This window comes from Streptomyces sp. NPDC050263, assembly GCF_040655955.1.
Taxonomy (GTDB): Bacteria; Actinomycetota; Actinomycetes; order Streptomycetales; family Streptomycetaceae; genus Streptomyces.
Genome location: NZ_JBFAKW010000026.1, coordinates 36,448 through 55,225, shown reverse-complemented (window position 1 = coordinate 55,225; position 18,778 = coordinate 36,448). Strand labels below are relative to the sequence as shown.

Below are 18,778 nucleotides of genomic sequence, written 5' to 3'. Positions count from 1 at the left end.
TCAGGTGGTGGTGGGGCCCGTTCCCCTCGTGGTGCGTCGGCTGCGCAGCCCTGCCAGCGACTCCCGCCGGGACTGCGTCGGCCGGGCCGGGGCGGCCGGCCGTTCGCCGAGCCGCGGTGCGGCGAGCCGGCGGGCCATCTCGTCGACGGTGGGATAGCGGAACACGTCGACGCGGGTGACCGACGGATCCAGGGTGTCCCGCAGCTCCTTGACCACGTGCATCAGCAACAGCGAATTGCCGCCGAGGTCGAAGAAGTTGTCGCGCGGGCCGACCAGGGGCACGCCGAGCACCCGGCGCCAGACGGCGGCGACCGCCCGCTCGGTGTCGGTGGTGGGCGCGGCCGGCAGGCCGGGACCGGCCGGGGCCGGCGCGGGCAGGGCCTTGCGGTCGACCTTGCCGTTGTGGGTGAGCGGCACCTCGTCCACAACCACCACGACCGCGGGCACCATGTAGCCCGGCAGCACGCCGCGCAACGCGTCGCGCAGTATGGCGACGTCCGGTTCCGTGCCGGGGTCGGCCACCACGTAGGCGACGAGCCGGCGGTCGCCGGGGCTGTCCTCGCGGACCACCGCGACCGCCTCCCGGATGCCCGGCCGGGCCCGCAGGTGATGCTCGATCTCGCCCAGCTCGATGCGGAAGCCGTGCAGTTTGACCTGGCTGTCGACGCGGTTGAGGTACTCCAGTCGGCCGTCGGGCAGCTGCCGGACGAGGTCGCCGGTCCGGTACATCCGAGCGCCGCCGGGCCCGAAGGGGTCCTGCACGAACCGCTCGGCGGTGAGCTCGGGCCGCCCCAGGTAGCCGTGGGCCACGCCGTCCCCGCCGATGTGCAGCTCTCCCGCTGTCCCCGGCGGGACCGGTTCGCCGAAACGGTCCAGCACATAGCAGCGGGTGTTCGCCAGCGGGCGTCCGATCGTCACCGGCGCACCGCGTTCGACGCGGCAGAGCGTCGACCAGACGGTCGTCTCGGTGGGCCCGTAGAGGTTCCACAACTCCTCGGCCCTGGCGAGGAGTTCCCCGGCCAGGTCCGAAGGCAGCGCCTCACCGCCGCACAGCGCGGTCAGCCCCGGATGCCCCGTCCAGCCCGCGGTGAGCAGCATGCGCCAGGTGGCGGGCGTGGCCTGCATCATGGTCGGCCGGGTCCGCTCCAGCAGGGCCGCCAGGGCGAAGCCGTCCGCCGCGGTCTCGGCCGGCGCGATCTCCACCCGCCCACCCGTGATCAACGGCAGGTACAGCTCCAGGCCCGCGATGTCGAAGCACACGGTGGTCACGGCCAGCAGCCGGTCGTCCTCGCCGCAGCCGAGCTGCCCGGCCATGGCGCACAGGAAGTTCGTCAGGGCGCGATGCCCGATCTGCACGCCCTTGGGACGCCCGGTGGACCCCGACGTGTAGATGACGTACGCCGGGTCGTCGGCGCCGGCCGGGACGCACCAGCCGACCGGCCGTTCGCGGTCCTCGTCGAGGAGCAGCAGGTCGGCCCGCACGCCGCTCAGGGCGGGCCGCAGCGCGGACTCGGTGACCACCAGCCGCAGCCGCGAGTCGTCGGCCATGGCGGCGATGCGCTCCGGCGGGTACACCGGGTCGAGCGGGACATAGGCGGCACCCGTCTTCAGGACGGCCAGCAGGGCGACCACCAGCTCCGGGGACCGCCGCAGGGCCACGCCGACCAGCTCGCCCCGGAAGGCGCCATGTGCGGCGAGTTCGGTCGCGAGCCGGTCGGACCGCTCGTCCAGTTCCCGATAGGTGAGCGTCCGGTCCCCGCAGGCGACGGCGACGGCGCCGGGGCGGCGGCGGGCCTGGCGGGTGAAGAGGTCCTGCACACAGAGGTCGGACGGGTAGTCGGCGGCGGTGTCGTTCCACTCCACCAGCACCCGTGCGCGCTCGTCGGGCGTCAGCGCCGCCACCCCGGTCACCGGTCGGTCGGGGTCGGCCGCCACGGCGTCGAGGAAGGACGCGAACCGCGCGGCCGCCGCCGGGTCGGGGTCCGTCCAGCGCACCCACGATCCGTCCTCGGCGATCCGTACGACCCGGCCGGTCACCGGGTCGGGTCCGGCTGCGAGCTCGACGCGGACGGGCCAGCGCGCCGTCCGCTCGTCCCGGGCGGGCACGCCCATCTCCTCGTCGCCGCGCAGAAGGGCGCGCACCTCGTCGTGAACGGCGGCGAAGGCCCGGCCGTCGGCGACGGGCGGCAGGGGGAACGGAACATGGGTCGCCACCGCCGGGTGGGGCGGGCAGGCGGCCAGGTGCCGCCAGCGCAGGGCGACCCCGGTGTCCGCCTCCTCGGCGCCGCGGGAGAGGAAGGCCAGCACGGCGGCGAGCAGCAGCTCCGGATCGGCCGTGTGCCCGGTGGTGTCGAGCCGGACCGTACGGGCCGGCCCGGTGTGCTCGACCTGCGGGCGGTCGAGCCGGGTCGTCCGCCCGGCCCAGTGCCGTCGAGCGTCGGGACGGCCGGCCGCCCGGCGTCGGGACAGCGCGCCGGAGAACAGATCCTCGATCGGCAGGTCGGGTGCGTCGATCAGCGCCCCGAGCAGCGTCACCGTGTCCTGCAACACCTGCCCGGCGACGTCATCGGGCAACTGCCGCCGGTCGTGGCCGAGTTTGAGCAGCAGCCGCTCGCCCTGATAGGCGCTGAGGGTGAGCGGATAGTTGCTGCGTTCCTCCAGATGGAAGTCGCGGTCCCGCCAGGCCCCGCCCAGCTGCCGCAACTCGTCCCGGACGGTCCGGCTCTCGAAGACCACGACGCTGTCGAACAGCGCGGAGCCGTCCGGGACAGCGCTGAGCCGCTGGATGCGGGCCGGCTCGATGTGCTCGCCCCGGCGCAGCGCGAGAAACCCCTCGCGCAGGGCACGCACCAGGTCGGCTCCGGTGGCCGAAGCGTCGAGAGCCACCCGCAGCGGCAGGGTGTTGATCAGCAGGCCCACCATGTCGCGGCCCTCGGGCGCGAACGACCTGCGGGACTTGGTGACGCCGAAGACCACCTCGCCGCGGCCGCTGTAGCCGCCCAACACCAGGGACCACGCGGCCTGGACCAGGTTGTTGAGGGTGGCGCCGCACCGCTCGGCGAGCGCGACGGCCGCTGTCACCGTGTCCGCGCCGAGTTCCGCGTGGACGGTGCCGAAGGCGTCCTCGCCGGGTCCGAGCGTGCGCTCGGCGGCCACCACCAGCGGCGTGCCGTCGCGGACCCCGGCCAGGTACTCCCGCCAGAACGCCTCACCCGACGCGGGGTCCTGCTCGGCGAGCCGGCGCACGTACGCCTCGAACCCGGGCCTCTGCGTCAGCACGGCCTCGCGGCCCCCGACCGCCGCGTCGTACAGCTCGAACAGCTCGGTCAGCAGCAGCGTGTAGGAGCGGCCGTCCATCAACGCGTGGTGCGACGTCCACAGCAGCCGGTACTCGGCCTCGCCGGTGCGCACCAGCACGAAGCGCGTCGGCGGTTCCTCGGCGAAGGCGAAGGGGCGCCGGGCGTCCTCGCGCAGGAAGCGGCGCAGACGGTCGTCGGGGTCCGCGTCGCCGCGCCAGTCGTCGAGGGCCACCCGGGCCCGGCCGTGCGGGTGGACCGTCCGGCGGGGAGCGGTCGGGTCGTCCAGCGCGAACGTGGTGCGCAGCACCGGATGCCGGGCCACCAGGTCGTCGAGCGCCCGCCGCAGCACGGCCGTGTCGACGGCATGGCGCAGGGTGACGATCTTCTGTTGCACGTACACGCCGTCGTCCGGGGCGCTGAGGCTGTGCAGCAGCATCCCGTGCTGCAGCGCGGTGAGCGGTGACTCGTACGGCTGGTCCGCCCGGTCCGTCCGGTTCGCCGTCATCGTCCGCCTCCTTCGGGCTCCCCGTGCTGGGAGAGCAGTTCGGCCAGCAGCTCATCGACCGCCGCGTCGGACAGGGAAGCGACCAGGCGCTCGGCGTCGTCGGCCGGAGCGGGCCGGGGCTCCGCGGGGTCGGGGGCGGGTGCCTCGGCGCGGAAGTGGTCGGCCAGCTGCCGGACGGTGATCCGCTCGAAGAGGAGGGTCGTCGGCTGGGGGCCGTACACGGCTTCCAGGGCCCGGGTCAGTTCGAGGACGACCAGCGAGTCCACTCCGTAGTGCTCGAAGGTGAGGTCGGGGTCGAGCTGGTCGGGCGCCGTCTCCAGGACGCGTGCGAAGACGTCCGTGACCTTCTGGAGCGCGTCGTCACCGGGAGACGCCGGCGCCGGGACGGGAGTCGGGGCGGGCGTGGGGGCGGGAGTCGGGGCGGCGACCGGCACGGGAGCCGGCTGCCGGGCGGCCGGCCCGGCCGCCGTCACCACACCGTCGCTGACGGCGGCGATGACGCTCTGGAAGGCCGCTCCGGCCTCCGTCATGGGCGCCGCCGCGCTGATGTCCGTGTAGCCGCACGCCGCCAGGACGTCCCGCCACTGCCGCTCGCTCGCCAGCGGGGAACCGGGCAGGCGCTGCTCGGGGTCGGCGAACAGCCACCAGCCGGCCGTCAGGCCGAAGATCAGCGCCAGCTGGCGCCGGGGCCTGGTGCCTTCGACGAGGAGCAGCGCCCCGCCCTTTCGCAACAGGGCCTTGGTCCGCGTCAGGGTGTCGGACAGCCGCCGGGTGGCGTGCAGGACGTTGGTGCCGAGCACCACGTCGTGGCCGCCGGAACCCCGGGTGGCCTCGATGTCCAGCACCTCGAAGCGGACGAACGGGTACTGCGCGCCGAACCGGTTCCCGGCCCCCCGGACGAAGGCCGGGGACACGTCGGTGAAGACGTACTCGACCGAGTCGCCGTACGGCGCGAGCGCGGCGAGCACGGCCGCCGTCGTACCGCCCGTCCCGGCGCCCACCTCCAGGATGCGCACCGGCGTTCCAGGAGCGGCCGCCCGGCGGACCCGGACCTGCTCGACCACGAGCCGGGCCACCTCGGCGTTGCAGCGGTCGGTGACCGGATCGCCCCGGTACACGGCGGCCACGCGCTCGGTGGAGCCGTCGGGGAAGAGGATCTCCATGGCGGGACGGCGGCCGGTGAGGACGTCGGGCAGCGCGGTGAGGCAGTCGCGCAGCAGCGTGACGACCGGCGCGAGAGCGGGGTGACGCACCGTCATTTCCACGAGTGCGTCGACCAGTTCGGCCTCGGACCCGGCTTCCGTCGGTAGGTCCGCCGCCGCCAGGATGTCCAACTGGGCCCGGAACAGCGCCGCATGTTCGGGCACGACATCCGCGGCGGTCAGTCCCGCCCGCCGCAGCACCGCCGCCAACAGGCGTTCCGCCAGCCCCTCCACCTCGGCCACCGCCCCCTGATGCGCGGCCAGTTCGGGGTCGGGCGCGTCCGGGAAGCGGACTTCGGGCAGTGCGCCCGGGGCGTCTTCGGGAAGCAGACTCAGTGTGCGGTCGGAGTCGATGCCGAGGTTGTCCAGGATGAGCCGGTCGGCGTCCAGGGCGAACACCTGGGGCAGCCCGGCCGCGAGGGTCCGCTCGACGACGGCCATGCCCTGCTCGGCGGTGAGCGGCCGGAGGCCGGCGGCCTCGAAGCGGCGCAGCACGCGCTCCCGCTGCGGATCGCCGCCCGCGTGCCAGTAGCCGAGGTTGAGGACCCGCACCGGGAAGGGCAGGGTGCGGGCGGCGTGCAGGGCGTAGGCGTCGGCGAAGGCGCAGCCGGCCGCGTAGCCCGCCTGACCGTGGTTGGCCTCGAAGACCACACCCGAGGAATAGAGGAGCGCGAAGTCCAGCGGCACGTCGCGTACCGCGTGCAGCAGGCTCCAGGCGGTGTCGGTCTTGGACTCCAGCGCGGTCCGCAACTCCGTCTCCGGAAGCTCCCGCAGCACCTGGTCGACGAGCACCATCGCGGCGTTGATCACCCCGTGCAGGGCGCCGAACTCGCGCTCGGCGAGGCGGACGGCCTCGGTGAGCGCGGCCGGGTCGGTGGCGTCCAGGGTGAGACAGCGCACCTCGGCCCCGGCCCGCTCCAGCTCCGCGACCGTCTGCCGCCGGGCCTCGTCGAGCGGGGAGCGGCCGACGATGACCAGCTTCGCCCCGTAGGCGCGGGCCAGGTGCCGGCAGGTGTCCCGGCCGACCGCGCCGAAGCCGCCGAGGACGAGGTAGACGCCGCCTTGCCGGAACCGGGGCGCGGCGGCGGGCAGCTCGACCCGCTCCAGGGTGCGCACGCGGCGGACACCGGCCCGCAGCGACACCGGCACCGGCCGGGCCGGGAACGGCTCGGACACGATCGCGGCGGCGGCCCCGGCGGCCTCCGCGGCGCGCACGTCGACCAGCGAGACGCTCAACGTGGGGAACTCCTTGGCCGCGACGGCGGCGAGTCCGAGGAGCCCGGCCGCCCACGGCGACGAGCCGTCACCGTCCTCCAGCGGATGGACATCGGCGGTGACGACCTTCAGCCGCACCTCGCGCTCCGCCAGGCCGTGCCGGTCCAGGGCCCGCACCAGGCGGTACAGGGCGACGGGTCCCCGGTCGGCCAGGGCACGCAGTTCGCCGCGGTCGGCGGGCTCGCGCTCGGGGGGCGCGCCGAGGAAGTAGACCAGGTCGGGCGCGCCGGACCCGGCCAGGGCGCGGTCGAGGTCGGCGTCGCCGAGGCCGCCGGGTCCGATCGGCAGCCGACGTACGTCCGTGTCGTGGTGGGCGCGGGCGATCCCGGCGGCGGGCTCGGCGTCCAGCCGGTCGCCGACCAGCAGCACCGAGCGGGCGGCTGCGGCACGGCCGTCGGCGGGCCGGGCGGTCCACGCGGGCCGGTGCACGACCACCGTGGAGGGCTTGGCCTCCCGGAAGACCAGACCCTCGAACCGCACCCGTACGGCACCCGTGTCGTCGCACAGGGACACGTCGAAACGCTCGGTCCCGGTCTCCCTGACGTACGACCAGCCGGTCGCCGGGACCGGACCGAAGACGTCGACGCGATCGGCCGCGAACGGCAGCATCGGCCGGGCGTTCTCGCCCCGGCGGCGGAGCAGCAGGGCGGCGCCCGTGTGCAGCGCGGCGTCCAGGACGCCCGGGTGCAGGACGTGCGCGGGATCGCCGCCGGTCGCGCCGAGCCGGCCCACCGCCTCGTCGGCGCCGGTCCACACCTGCCGGACGCGGCGGAAGAACGGCCCGTACGGCAGCCCCCGCGCAGCCAGCGTCCGGTAGAAGGCGTCCTCGTCGGGGCCGGCGTCCAGGCGGGCGCGCAACGCGGGCACGTCGAGGGGGGCGGGCAGGGCGCAGGCGTCGGCGAGGCGACCGTAGGACCGCACGACGTCGTCCGCGCCGCGGACCTCGTACCGGTCGCCGTCGAAGGCGACCGTGACCTGTTCCCCGGCCCCGGTCAGGGCCAGCGGGACGACCCAGCGGACGTCCAGGCAGGCCCGCCCGGTCAGCCCGCCGCTCGCCGCGGCGACGAGGTCCAGGTGTCCGACGCCCGGGAGGACGGGCCGCCCGGCCACGACGTGGTCGCGCAGGACCGGCTCGTCGGCGGTGAGCTCGCGCCGCCACCCGCGGGGGTTCGTGTCCGGGGCGGGCGCGGGCGCGAGGTCGAGCCAGTGCCGTACCCGTGCGAAGGGGTACGTCGGCAGGGGCACCCGGCGGCGCGCGGCGGGCCGGAGCCGGTCGAGCAGGTCCCAGTCGACGGTGACGCCGGAGACCCACAGCCGGCCGAGGACGTCGTCGGCGTCGGCGGAGATCTGGGCGGCCAGGAAGTCCGCGCCGCCGACTCCCTGCGTCAACAGCCCGGCCAGTGGCGGGTGTTGTTCGACGCGGCCCCGGTGCAGCCACTGGCCGCCCTCGCCGCGTCCGACGGCGGCGAGCTTCGCGGCCGCGTCCGCGAGGTCGGCGGCGACGAACGACAGCCGTTCGGCGAAGGGCTCGCGGCCCACCCGCAGGGTGTGGGCGACGTCGACGAGGCGCGGGGCGGCCGGGTCGTCGGCGAGGGCACGGCCCAGGTCGGCGGCGTAGGCGCGCAGCCGGTCCTCGTCGCGGGCGGAGAGCACGATCAGCTCCGGGGACTCGGGCCCGGTGGGCGCGGGCTCGGGCGCCAGGTACTCCTCCACGACGACGTGTGCGTTGGTGCCGCCCGCGCCGAAGGAGCTGACGGCGGCGCGGCGCGGCAGCGGGCGGCCGTCGCCGTCGTACGCACGCGGCCAGGGCGCCGTCTCCCGCTGGACGGTGAACGGCGAACGCCCGAAGTCGATGACCGGGTTCAGTTCCTCGGCGTGCAGCGTGGGCAGCAGGGCCCCGTGGCGCACCTGGAGGACGGCCTTGGTGAGCCCGGCGATGCCGGCGGCGCCCTCCAGGTGGCCGATGGCGGACTTCACCGAGCCGAGCGCGCAGAACCCGGTGTCGCCGGTGTGCCGGGCGAAGGCCTGGGCCAGCGCGGTGTGTTCGATCGGGTCGCCGAGCGCGGTGCCGGTGCCGTGCGCCTCGACGAGACCGATGGTGCGGGCGTCGACGCCCGAGGCTGCCAACGCCTGTTCCACCAAGGCTTGTTGGGCCTGCGGGTTGGGCACGGTGTAGCCGCTGGTACGGCCGCCGTGGTTGACGGAGCTGCCGCGGATCACGGCGTGCACCGTGTCGCCGTCGCGGACCGCGTCCGACAGCCGCTTGAGCAGCACCGCGCCGACTCCCTCGCCGGGCACGTAGCCGCTGCCGCCCGCGCCGAAGGCCCGGCAGCGGCCGTCGGCGGACAGCATGGTCTTGCCGCTGAGGTGCACGTACTTGTCGGGGTGGACGGCGATGTTGACACCGCCGGCGAGGGCGTACGAGCACTCGCCGCGGCGGATGCTCTCGCAGGCCTGGTGCACGGCCACGAGGGACCCGGAGCAGGCGGTGTCGATCACCATGCTGGGGCCGCGGAAGTCGCCGAAGTAGGAGACCTGGTTGGCGATGGAGGAGCGGTTGGCCAGGACCGCCTGATGGTTGCCGCGCGCGGATTCCGTGGCCCCGAGGATGGCGTAGTCGTCCCACATGACGCCGACGAAGACGCCGACGTCGTGGCCCTGGCCGCCGAACCGGGGCGCCGGGATGCGGGACGGCGGGTACCCGGCGTTCTCCAGCGCCGACCAGGCCGTCTCCAGGAAGAGCCGCTCCTGCGGGTCCATCGTGCGGGCCTGCTTGGGCGCGATCCGGAAGAACAGCGAGTCGAACGAGTCGACGTCCGACAGGAAGCCGCCCCAGCGGCTGTGGCTGCGGCCCGGCGCGGCCGGGTCGGCGTCGAACAGGGCGTCGGCGTCCCAGCGGTCGGCGGGGACCTCCGTCACGCAGTCCCGGCCCTCGGCGAGGTTGCGCCAGAACTCCTCCAGGGTGTCGGCCTGGGGGTAGCGGCCGCTGATCCCGACGACGGCGATGGGCTCGTCGTCGAAGGGCCGGTCGGGCCGGGAGCGCGGGACCGGCTTCTGCCGAGGCTGCCGAGGCTGCCGCTGCGGAGTCTCGGGCCGAACCTCCTCGGGGAACAGCCGGGCGACCGCGTCGCAGTGTTCGGCGAGGACGTGGTCGGCTAGTTCGTCGACCGTCCGGCACTCGAAGAACACCGTGCCGCGCAGGCCCGGGAAGTCCTTGCCGAGCAGCGAGTTGGACTCCATGACCAGGACGGAGTCCAGACCGTAGTCCTCCAGCCGACCCCGGCTGTCGAGACGCCCCACGGGCAGCTTGAGCACGCCCGCGAGGACCCCGCGCAGATGCTCCAAGAGCCGCTCCCGCCGGGGCGGGACAGCGACGGCGACGCTGATGGCGCCGGGGGCCCGGGGCGTCGTCGGCGCGTCCGTGAGGGCCGAGTCGAGGGTCGCCGGGTCGCCCCAGGCGGGCACCAGCCAGGGAGCGCCGGCCGAGAGGGAGCGTGCGAGGAGATCGAGCCCCTGTCCGGCGTCGAGCGCCCGCATCCCGGTGCGACGGCTGTACGCGGCGAGCTCCTCCTCCCGGACCAGCCCGTCGACCCCGCCGACCGCCCAGAGCGGCCAGGCCAGGGAGAGCCCACGGCCCCGCCGCACGGTGTAGAGGTCGGCGAAACGGTTGGCGGTCGCGTAACTGGCCGCGCCGAAGTCGCCGACGAGGGAGGAGACGGAGGAGAACACGACGAAGAGATCGAGGTCGTCCTCGCCGGTCAGCCGGTCCAGATGAACCAGCCCGTGGGTCTTGGCGGCGAGCACCCGGGCGAACCGCTCCCGGTCGCCGTCGGCCCGCCCCTCGTCGGCGACGCCCGCCAGATGGAACACTCCGTGCAGCGCCCCGAACCGCTCCCGGGCGGCGGCGAGGGCCGCGCCGAGCTCGTCGGCACGGGCCACATCGGCCCGCAGCGCGAGCACCTCGGTGCCGAGGCCGGTCAGCGTGCGGTGCCAGGCGCGGGCATCGTCGTCGGGTTCGGAACGGCCGATCAGCACCAGCCCGGCCGCGTGGGCACGGGCCAACTGCTCGACGAGCACCCGCCCGACGGCCCCGGAGCCTCCGGTGACGACGTACACGCCGCCCTCGCGCAGCGGCAGTTCGGCCGGCGGGCTCGGGGGTCCCGTCTCGGCCGGCGGGCGCAGAGCCCGTACCTCCCGCTCCCCGGAGGCGGTACGACGGACCTCCAGCCCGGCGGCGCGGGGCGCGGCCCGCAACTCGACCGCGACGGCCCCGGCGACCTCGGCGGCGGGGGCGGCGGAGTCGACGCCCAGGGTGAGCAGTTCGAGGCGGGGCGCGGTCGGCGCCGTGGAGCGGGCGAACCCGGCGAGCGCCCCCCACTCCGGACGATCCAGGCCGTCGTCCTGCCGATGCACCACCAGACACCGGACGCGGCCCGCCGGCACGCCGGAACGAACGGCGTCCAGCACGTCCAGCACGGGGGCGCAGGCGCGGTCGAGCAGTTCGGCGGACGAAAGGCCGTCCACCTCTTCGCCGAGGATCACGAGGTCGAGCCCGTCGGCACCGCCGAAGGAGGCGAGCGAGCCGCTGCCCTCACCGACGGCGACGACCCGCCCCCACACCCCGGTCGCGGCGAGCGCGGACTCCAACTCCGGGTGGGCAGCGCCGAGCAGGACGAGCGTCCCGGCGGCACGGCCCGCTTCCGGGGCGGCATCGGGACGCCAGTACGGCTCGTAGAGACGGGGTTCGCCGGCAGCGGCCCGTGGAGCCGCACCCGAGGGGCGCGGGGCTGTGACCTGTGCGGCTGCGCCGCGTGGGCGCGAGGGGCCCCCACCGGCCCGCAGCGAAGGAACAACATCAGGAGCCGACGGCGTACGCCCTGCGAAGTCCCGCACCGCGGCCACCACCCGCCCCTCGTCGTCGTACACGGTCAGATCGAACCGCCGCACATCCCCCACCTCACCGACCACCCGAGCGTGCGCATGGCACACCCCCGGCAACGGGGCGAAGACGTCCAACGCGCCGAGGCTGAAGGGAACGGCGAGCTCACCGGCCTCCGGCGCGACGGACCGGCCGGTCCAGTGGCAGGCCCGCAACGCACCGTCCAGAAGGGCCGATGGCAGCCCGTCGCCGAGCCGCACCAACGCCTCGCCGGCGCCGACCCGGATCTCGTCGACGACCTGGAAGGAGGGGCCGTAGGCGAATCCGGCGTTCGCGTAGTCGCCGTAGGCGGCGGCCCGCTCCCGTACGACGGACAGCCGGGCGCGCAGCGCGGCGAGGTCCTCGGCGACGGACGGGGCCGCGGGGACCGGGACGGCGGCGCCCCGGGCGTGGGCAGTGGTCCCGCTGTACACCTCGAAGGCCAGCCCGGTGTCCTCGGCGCGGAAGGAGACGTACAACTCCAGCTCACCATCGGCGAGTTCGACGGCACGGCCCCACACCACCTCGCGCAACGCATGCCGGACGCCCGGTTCGGCGAGCCCCGCGGCGGCGCGGACGAACTCCAGGATCGCCGCGCCCGCGAGCAGCGGCCGTCCCTCGATCACGTGGTCGCGCAGCAACGGGTCCTGCGCGCGCAGCGTCTTGCGGAACCGGACCTCGCCGACGGTGGACTCGTTGGCGTCGACCAGCGGATGCGGCGCGGTCGTGCCCGGATCCGGGTCGAGCGGGATCCAGTAGCGCTCGGCGGCGAACGGGTACAGCGGCGCGCGCGCCCGGCGCGGGGCGGGTCCGGTCCGGCCGGCGTGCCAGGCCGCCCAGTCGACGTCGTCGCCGGTGAGCCAGCGGCGGGTCAGGTCACCCAGCGGTCCGTCGTCGGCGAGGTCGGGAGCGGTCCCGCCGTCGGCGAACCGGCGCAGCGCGGCCACGAGTTCGGCGCCGTCGGTGACCGCGACCGCGAGCCGGACGTCGAGGGCCTCACGGCCCACCTGGGTGGTGAAGCACAGGTCGGCGAGCGGGACCCGCTCGGTCCGGACGAAACGTTCGGCCAGGTCGGCGTAGGCGCGCAGCCGCTCCTCGTCGCGGGCCGAGAGCAGGAACAGGACGGGCTCGTCGGTGTGCTGCTCGCCCGCCGGCACGGCGGTGACCGGCTCGGGGCTCGGCGACTCCGCCACGACCAGGTGCGCGTTGGCGCCGCCCGCGCCGAAGGAGCTGAGCCCGGCGCGGCGCGGCCGGTCCCCGTCGGGCCAGGCCGACAGTTCGCGCTGGACACGGAACGGGGAGCGGTCGAAGTCGATGTTGGGATTCAGCTCGGCCGAGTGCAGCGAGGGCACCAGCGTGCGGTGCCGGAACTGGAGCAGCACCTTGGTGAGCCCGGCGATGCCGGCCGCGGACTCCAGGTGCCCGATGACCGACTTGACCGAACCGATCGGCCAGGTGCCGGGCGGGGCCTCGGCCGGGCCGTAGGCGTGGGTGAGGCCGGTCAGCTCGATCGGGTCGCCCAGGGAGGTACCGGTGCCGTGGGCCTCGACGTAACCGATGTCGTGCGGGGCGACGCCCGCCTGTTCCATCGCGGTGGTGATCGCCCGCTGCTGTGCGCGCGGGTTGGGCACGCTGTAGCCGTTGGTCCGGGCGCCGTGGTTGACGGCGCTGCCCAGGACCACGCCGTGGATGCGGTCGCCGTCGGCCAGTGCCTGCCGGTAGGGCTTGAGCAGGACGGCGCCGACGCCCTCGCCGGGCACATAGCCGTCGCCGCCCGCGCCGAAGGCCCGGCAGCGGCCGTCCGAGGACACGAAGCGGCCCTGGCTGAGGAAGGCGAACTTGTACGGGTGGACGGAGACGTTGACGCCCCCGGCGATCGCCAGCTCGCTCTCGCCCCGGCGCAGGCTCTCGCACGCCAGGTGGATCGCGGTGAGCGAGGACGAGCACATGGTGTCCAGGGCCATGCTCGGGCCGGACAGGTTCAGCGTGTGACTGACCCGGTTGGCGATGGTCGCGTAGGACGAGCCGGTGAGCGGGCGGCCACCGCGCAGCGCGTCCAGCGCCCCGTGGAACTGGTACTCGCCGTACATCACGCCGACGTAGACGCCGACGGGCCGCCCGGCCAGGTCGGCGCGGCGGTACCCGGCGTCCTCCAGGACGTGCCAGGCGTTCTGCAGGAACAGCCGCTCCTGGGGGTCCATCAGTTCCGCCTGGCGCGGGGAGATGCCGAAGAAGAGCGGGTCGAAGCGGTCGACGTCGCGCAGGAAACCGCCCCACCGGGTGTGGGCGAGGCCGGGCGCCGCCGGATCGGGGTCGTACCAGCGGGTGCTGTCCCAGCGGTCGGCCGGGATCTCGGTGACGCAGTCGCGGCCGGCGGCCAGATTGGCCCAGAACTCGTCGAGGTCGTCGGCGACCGGATAGCGGCCGGCCAGACCGATGACGGCGATCGCCCCGTCGTCCTCGACGGGGTCCTCGACGCGGCGCCCCTCCGACATGGCGGCGGGGCCGGTACGGCGGACCGTGCGCGCCGGCCGCGAGCCGAGGCCCGCCCCGGCCGTGGCCGGCGCCGGTGAGTGGGACGGGTCGCCGCCGGTCAGCTCGTCCGCGTGCTGCTCGGCGAAGTAGTCGGCGAGTTCGCCCAGGGTGGCGTACTCGAAGAACAGGGTCTTGGACAGGTTCTCGAAGTGCCGGTCCAGCTCACGGTTGAGCTTGGCGATCATCAGCGAGTCGATGCCGTGCCGCTCGAACGGAGCGTCCTCGGCGAGTTCGGCCGCGTCCAGCCCGGTCTCGGCGGCGATCAGTTCGCGCAGCAGCCGCACGGCCCGCGTACGGACGGCGTCGCCCGGGACGGCGTCGCCCCGGACGGCCGCGGCCGGAGCCGAACGGACCGTCTCCGGGGCGGGCGCGGTGAGCGCCGCGGTGATCCTCCGGACGTCCCCGTGGGCGGCGATCACCGCACCCCGCGCCCCGAGGGCCTGCTCGAACAGGGCCAGGCCCGTCGCCGTGGGCAGGACCCCGAAGCCGGTGCGGGCGGCGAGGTCGGCGGCGGCCTCGGCGCTCTGCCGCATCCCGCCGTCGGCCCACATCGGCCAGGCGATCGCGGTGACCCGGCCGTGCCGCTCGGCGTAGGCCTCCAGATAGGCGTTGGCGTACGCGTAGTCGGTCTGCCCGGCGTTGCCGAGGTGGGCGGCGATGGAGGAGAAGGCGACGAAGAAGTCCAGCGGGTCGTCGGCGGTGGCCGCGTCCAGCGCCTGGAGACCGGCGACCTTGGGGGCCAGGACGGCGGCGAAGTCCTCGTCGGACTTGGTGAGGGCGAAGCCGTCGCGCAGCACCCCGGCCGCGTGGACGACACCGTTCAGCGGACCGAACTCCGCACGCACCTCGGCGAGTCGCTCCGTCAGAGCGTCCCGGTCGCAGACATCGACGCTGCGGTAGACCAGGCGGTCGCCGAGGTCGGCGGCGGGCCGTTCGGCGCGCCCCAGCAGCACCACGCGCGCGTCGGCGGCCCGGTCCAGCAGCCGGTCGGCGACGGCCCGCCCGAGTCCGCCCGCGCCGCCCGTCACGATGTACACGCCGCTGTCACGGAAGGCGACCGGCTCGGCGGGCGGGGCGGGCTCGGCGCGGGGAACCCGGCGGCCCCGCGCGGTGTGCGCGACCTCCGGATCGCGACCGTGGCCCGCCAACTCGGCGGCGAGCGCCTCGGCCTCGGCCACGCCCTCGGCGAGGCCGACGGCCTGGACGGCGAGGAGGGGGTTCTCCGCCCGGACGGTCCGGGCGAGCGCGGCCAGGGCGGCGCGTTCGGGCCGGGGGCCGTCGCCGTCGTGGCGGTGCAGCAGGAGCACGCGCACGGGCGCGGTGGGGCGTCCGGCCAGGAGCCGCCGGACGGTGCGCAGTGCCTGCTCGGCGCTCGGTTCGTCGACGAGCACGATGTCCGGCACGGGGGCGGGGACGGGTGCGGCGGGTCCGGTCCCGGGGTCCCGGGTGATGGTGGTGACGCCCAAGTCCGTGAGGAGAAGAGCGAGTTGCTCACGGCGGCCGTGCTCGGCGGAGACGACGGTCGCGGTGGTGCCGACGGGAGCGCCGGAGTGCTCGGCTGTGGGCGCGTCGGTCCAGCGGCGGACCAGCAGCGCCGACTCGCGGGCATCGCCGAGGGCGCTGCCGAGTGCGTTGCCGAGGAGGCGGACGGCGAGGTCGTCCAGGCGCGCCAGCACCTTGCCGTGGGCGTCCACGAGGGTCAGGTCGGCGTGCGCGGTCCGCTCGCCCAGCCGGACGGCCGTCACATGGACCCGGCAGGGACCGGTGACGGGGGCGTGCACGGCGAGTCGGCCGAGGGCCAGCGGCAGGAAGCCGTCGGCCGCGTCTCCGTAGGCGCGGTCGAGCAGCACGACGAGGGCGTGCAGTGCGCTGTCCAGGAGGGCGGGATGGAGCAGCGCGCCGTCGAGTGCGGCGCCGCCGGGCAGGTCCAGGGCGCCCAGGGCCTCCCCGTCACCGAGCCGGACCTCGGTGAGCGCCCGCATCCGGGGGCCGTGGTCCAGGCCGCGGGCGCGCAGCGCGTCGTAGCAGTCGGCGTGGGCGACCGGCTCGGCGCAGCGGGCGGCGACGGCCGCCAGGTCCACCGGGGCGGGCCGCTCGCCCGCCGACGGGTGGAGCTCGCCGGCCGCGATCACCTGCTCGTCGGCGGTGAGCTCGAAGCCGACGGTGTCGCCTTCGCGCCACAACCGGACCAGCGCGGTGCGCGGTCCGCGGGCGTAGGACAGCAGCTGTTCGAAGGAGACGCCACGCAGTCCGACCGGTGCGCCGAGCGAGAGCTCGCCCGCTGCCCGGACCAGTTCCAGCTGACCGGCCGCGGGCAGCACCGGCTCGCCGCCGACCCGGTGGTCGGCGAGATAGAACTCGGTGCCGGTGCGCGAGCTGCGGTAGGCGAGGGTGTCCAGGGTGGAGACGTTCTCGTCCAGCAGGGGGTGCGGGCCGGCTCCCTGCCCCACGGAGACGGCGGTGACGTCCGGGCCGGTCAGCCAGCAGCGGCGGCCCTCGAAGGGGTATGTCGGCAGCGGGACGCGCCCGCGCTCCTCGCCCGCGAACCAGGCCGCCCAGTCGACGTCCGCGCCCGCCTGCCAGGCACGGGCCACCCCGTCCCACGGCCCGTCGGCCACCCCGAGGGCGACCCCGCGCACGTCGTCGTGAGCGCCGCGCACCGGGATGCGCGAACGACGGGCGGGCCGCGCCCTGCCCGCACCCGCGTCCTCGCTGTCACCGGTCAACGCGTCCGCGAGCGGCAGCGCGCCGGTGACACAGGCGGCGAGCCGGGCCGCGAGCCCGTCGCCGTGCACCGCGACCGGCGTCACCCCCCAGCCCAGCCAGACCTTGCCGAGCGCGTACTGCACGGCGAACGCCCGCCCCCGCCCGCCCAGTCGACCGGCGCCGGCCGCCAACGCGGCCTCGTAGTGCTCGCGGACGGAGGGTTCGACTGCGCCCCACTCCTCGGCCAGCCGCGCCGCTTCGGGGACGTCCTCGGCGAAGACGAACGACACCTCGCCGGTGCCGGGCCGCTCGGGGACCGGGGCTGCGCGCAGGGCCCCGGCGAGGGCGGCGCGGTCGGAGCCGGTGACGGCGATGCGGTACTCGTGGGCGCGTCGGCCCACGGCGAGCGTGTACGCGACGTCGGGCAGGGGGGCCGGGCCGTCGCCGTCGCGCCGGTCGCCGTCGAGGTGCTCGGCCAGGTTCGCGGCGGCGGTGGCCAGCGCGGTCGCCGTACGGGCGGACACCACCAGCACCTGTGAGGGACGCGAGTCCCCGGTGACCGGGGCGGGCGGAGCCTCCTGGAGGACGGCGTGCGCGTTGGTGCCGCCGATGCCGAAGGAGCTGACGCCCGCGCGCAGCGGCCCCTCCGCCGTCCAGGGGGCGGTGTCCGTGCTGACCTTGAAGGGGCCGGCCGCGAAGTCGATGGCCGGGTTGGGGGTGCTGTAGTTGACGGTCGGCACCAGGGTCCGGTGCTTCATCATCAGCGCCGTCTTGATCACGCCCGCGACACCGGCCGCCGCGTCCAGGTGACCGATGTTGGACTTCACCGAGCCGATCGCGCAGAACCCGGTGTCGCCGGTGGCCTCCCGGAACGCCCGGGTGAGTGCCGAGACCTCGACGGGGTCGCCCAGCTTGGTGGCGGTGCCGTGCGCCTCGACGTACCCGATGGAGCGCGGGTCGACGCCGGAGACGGTGTGCGCCTCGCGGATGACGGCGGTCTGCCCGGCGGCTCCGGGAGCGGCGAAACTGACCTTGTCGGCGCCGTCGTTGTTGGTCGCCGTGCCCTTGATGACCGCGTGGACGGTGTCCCGGTCGGCGAGGGCGTCCCGCAGCGGCTTGAGTACCACGACCCCCACACCGTTGCCGACGACGGTGCCGCCGGCGTCGGCGTCGAAGGTGCGCACATGCCCGTCGGGGGAGAGGATCGCGCCGTCCTCGTACAAGTACCCCTTCGCCTGCGGCACCTTGACGGTGACACCGCCCGCCAGCGCGATGTCGCACTCGCCGTTGACCAGGCCCTGGCAGGCCAGGTGAAGGGCCACGAGGGAGGTGGAACAGGCCGTCTGGACGGCGTAGGCGGGGCCCTTGAGGTCGAGCTTGTAGGACAGCCGGGTGGCCAGGTAGTCCTTGTCGTTGCCGACCATCACCGCGAAGTGGCGGGAGGTGGCGCTCTGGTCGACGTGGGGCAGGACCTGCTGCTGGAGGTAGGTGTTGATGGCCGCGCCGGCGTAGACGCTGATCAGGCCGTCGTAGCGGGCCGGGTCGTAGCCGGCGTGCTCCAGCGCGGCGTGACCGGCCGTCAGCAGGATCCGGTGCTGCGGGTCGGTGAGCGCGGCCTCGGCCGGGGTGAACTCGAAGTACCCGGTGTCGAACAGGTCCACGTCCGGGATGATCCCGTGGGCCGGCACATAGCTCGGGTCGTCCAGCAGCCGGGCCGGCACGCCCGCCGCCGTCAACTCCTCCCGGGTGAACCGGGTGATGCCCTCGCGGCCCTCTCTCAGCAGGCGCCAGAACGAGTCCAGGTCGTCGGCGCCGGGGAACCGTCCGGCCATTCCGATGATCGCGACATCCGTCTCGGCCGCCTGGATCTCATGGCTGCTCACTGGCGCGATCTCCCCTTGTTCATGCGCCGGTCCCGTCCCGTTGCGGACGGTCGGGCGGTGGCTCTGGTGCGGGTGCGGGTGCGGGGGCCGGGGGTCAGCCCGGCGGGCCGGTGAGTCAAGAGTCGTCGCGGGCGCTGCGGCCGTCACCACCCAACCGAGTAGAGCCGCCGAGGTTTTCCGTCGGCGGGAAGCTACTCATTCAGGTGGTTTAACCCGGAGGCGCGCAGGCCAAGGCGCGGTCTCCCGCGACGGCGGGCATGCATTACCGCAGGCATATGCTCCGCCGCTACTCGCTCAGCGACCACAAACCCGTCGACGGATCGGACCGGGGTGACGTTCGGCACACCGGACGTCTTCGGCCGGGTGACTGCTTTCATCCTGCATCTGTTGCTTATCGCGCACTGTTCCCCCAGCGCGAGCACGTGTCACCGATCTCTGACGCAGTGTCAAAACAG

2 protein-coding genes are annotated in these 18,778 nt (G+C 75.1%); both read right to left on the bottom strand.

Going from position 1 to position 18,778, the window contains the following annotated elements; translation table 11 throughout:
- Positions 1-3,804 carry an amino acid adenylation domain-containing protein gene (locus AB0J04_RS14950; protein ID WP_363168816.1) on the bottom strand — a complete coding sequence of 1,268 codons (3,804 nt, stop codon included), beginning with the start codon at positions 3,802-3,804 and terminating at the stop codon, positions 1-3.
- Positions 3,801-18,323, bottom strand: coding sequence for an SDR family NAD(P)-dependent oxidoreductase (locus AB0J04_RS14945; RefSeq protein WP_363168815.1), 14,523 nt, complete (start codon positions 18,321-18,323; stop codon positions 3,801-3,803). Before AB0J04_RS14945 ends, AB0J04_RS14950 begins: the two co-directional genes overlap by 4 nt.
- Positions 18,324-18,778: the final 455 nt, after the last annotated feature.

Bases quoted from the DNA above. Each gene is read 5' to 3' on its own strand.
- AB0J04_RS14950 (WP_363168816.1), bottom strand. From the start codon at position 3,804: ATGACGGCGAACCGGACGGACCGGGCGGACCAGCCGTACGAGTCACCG.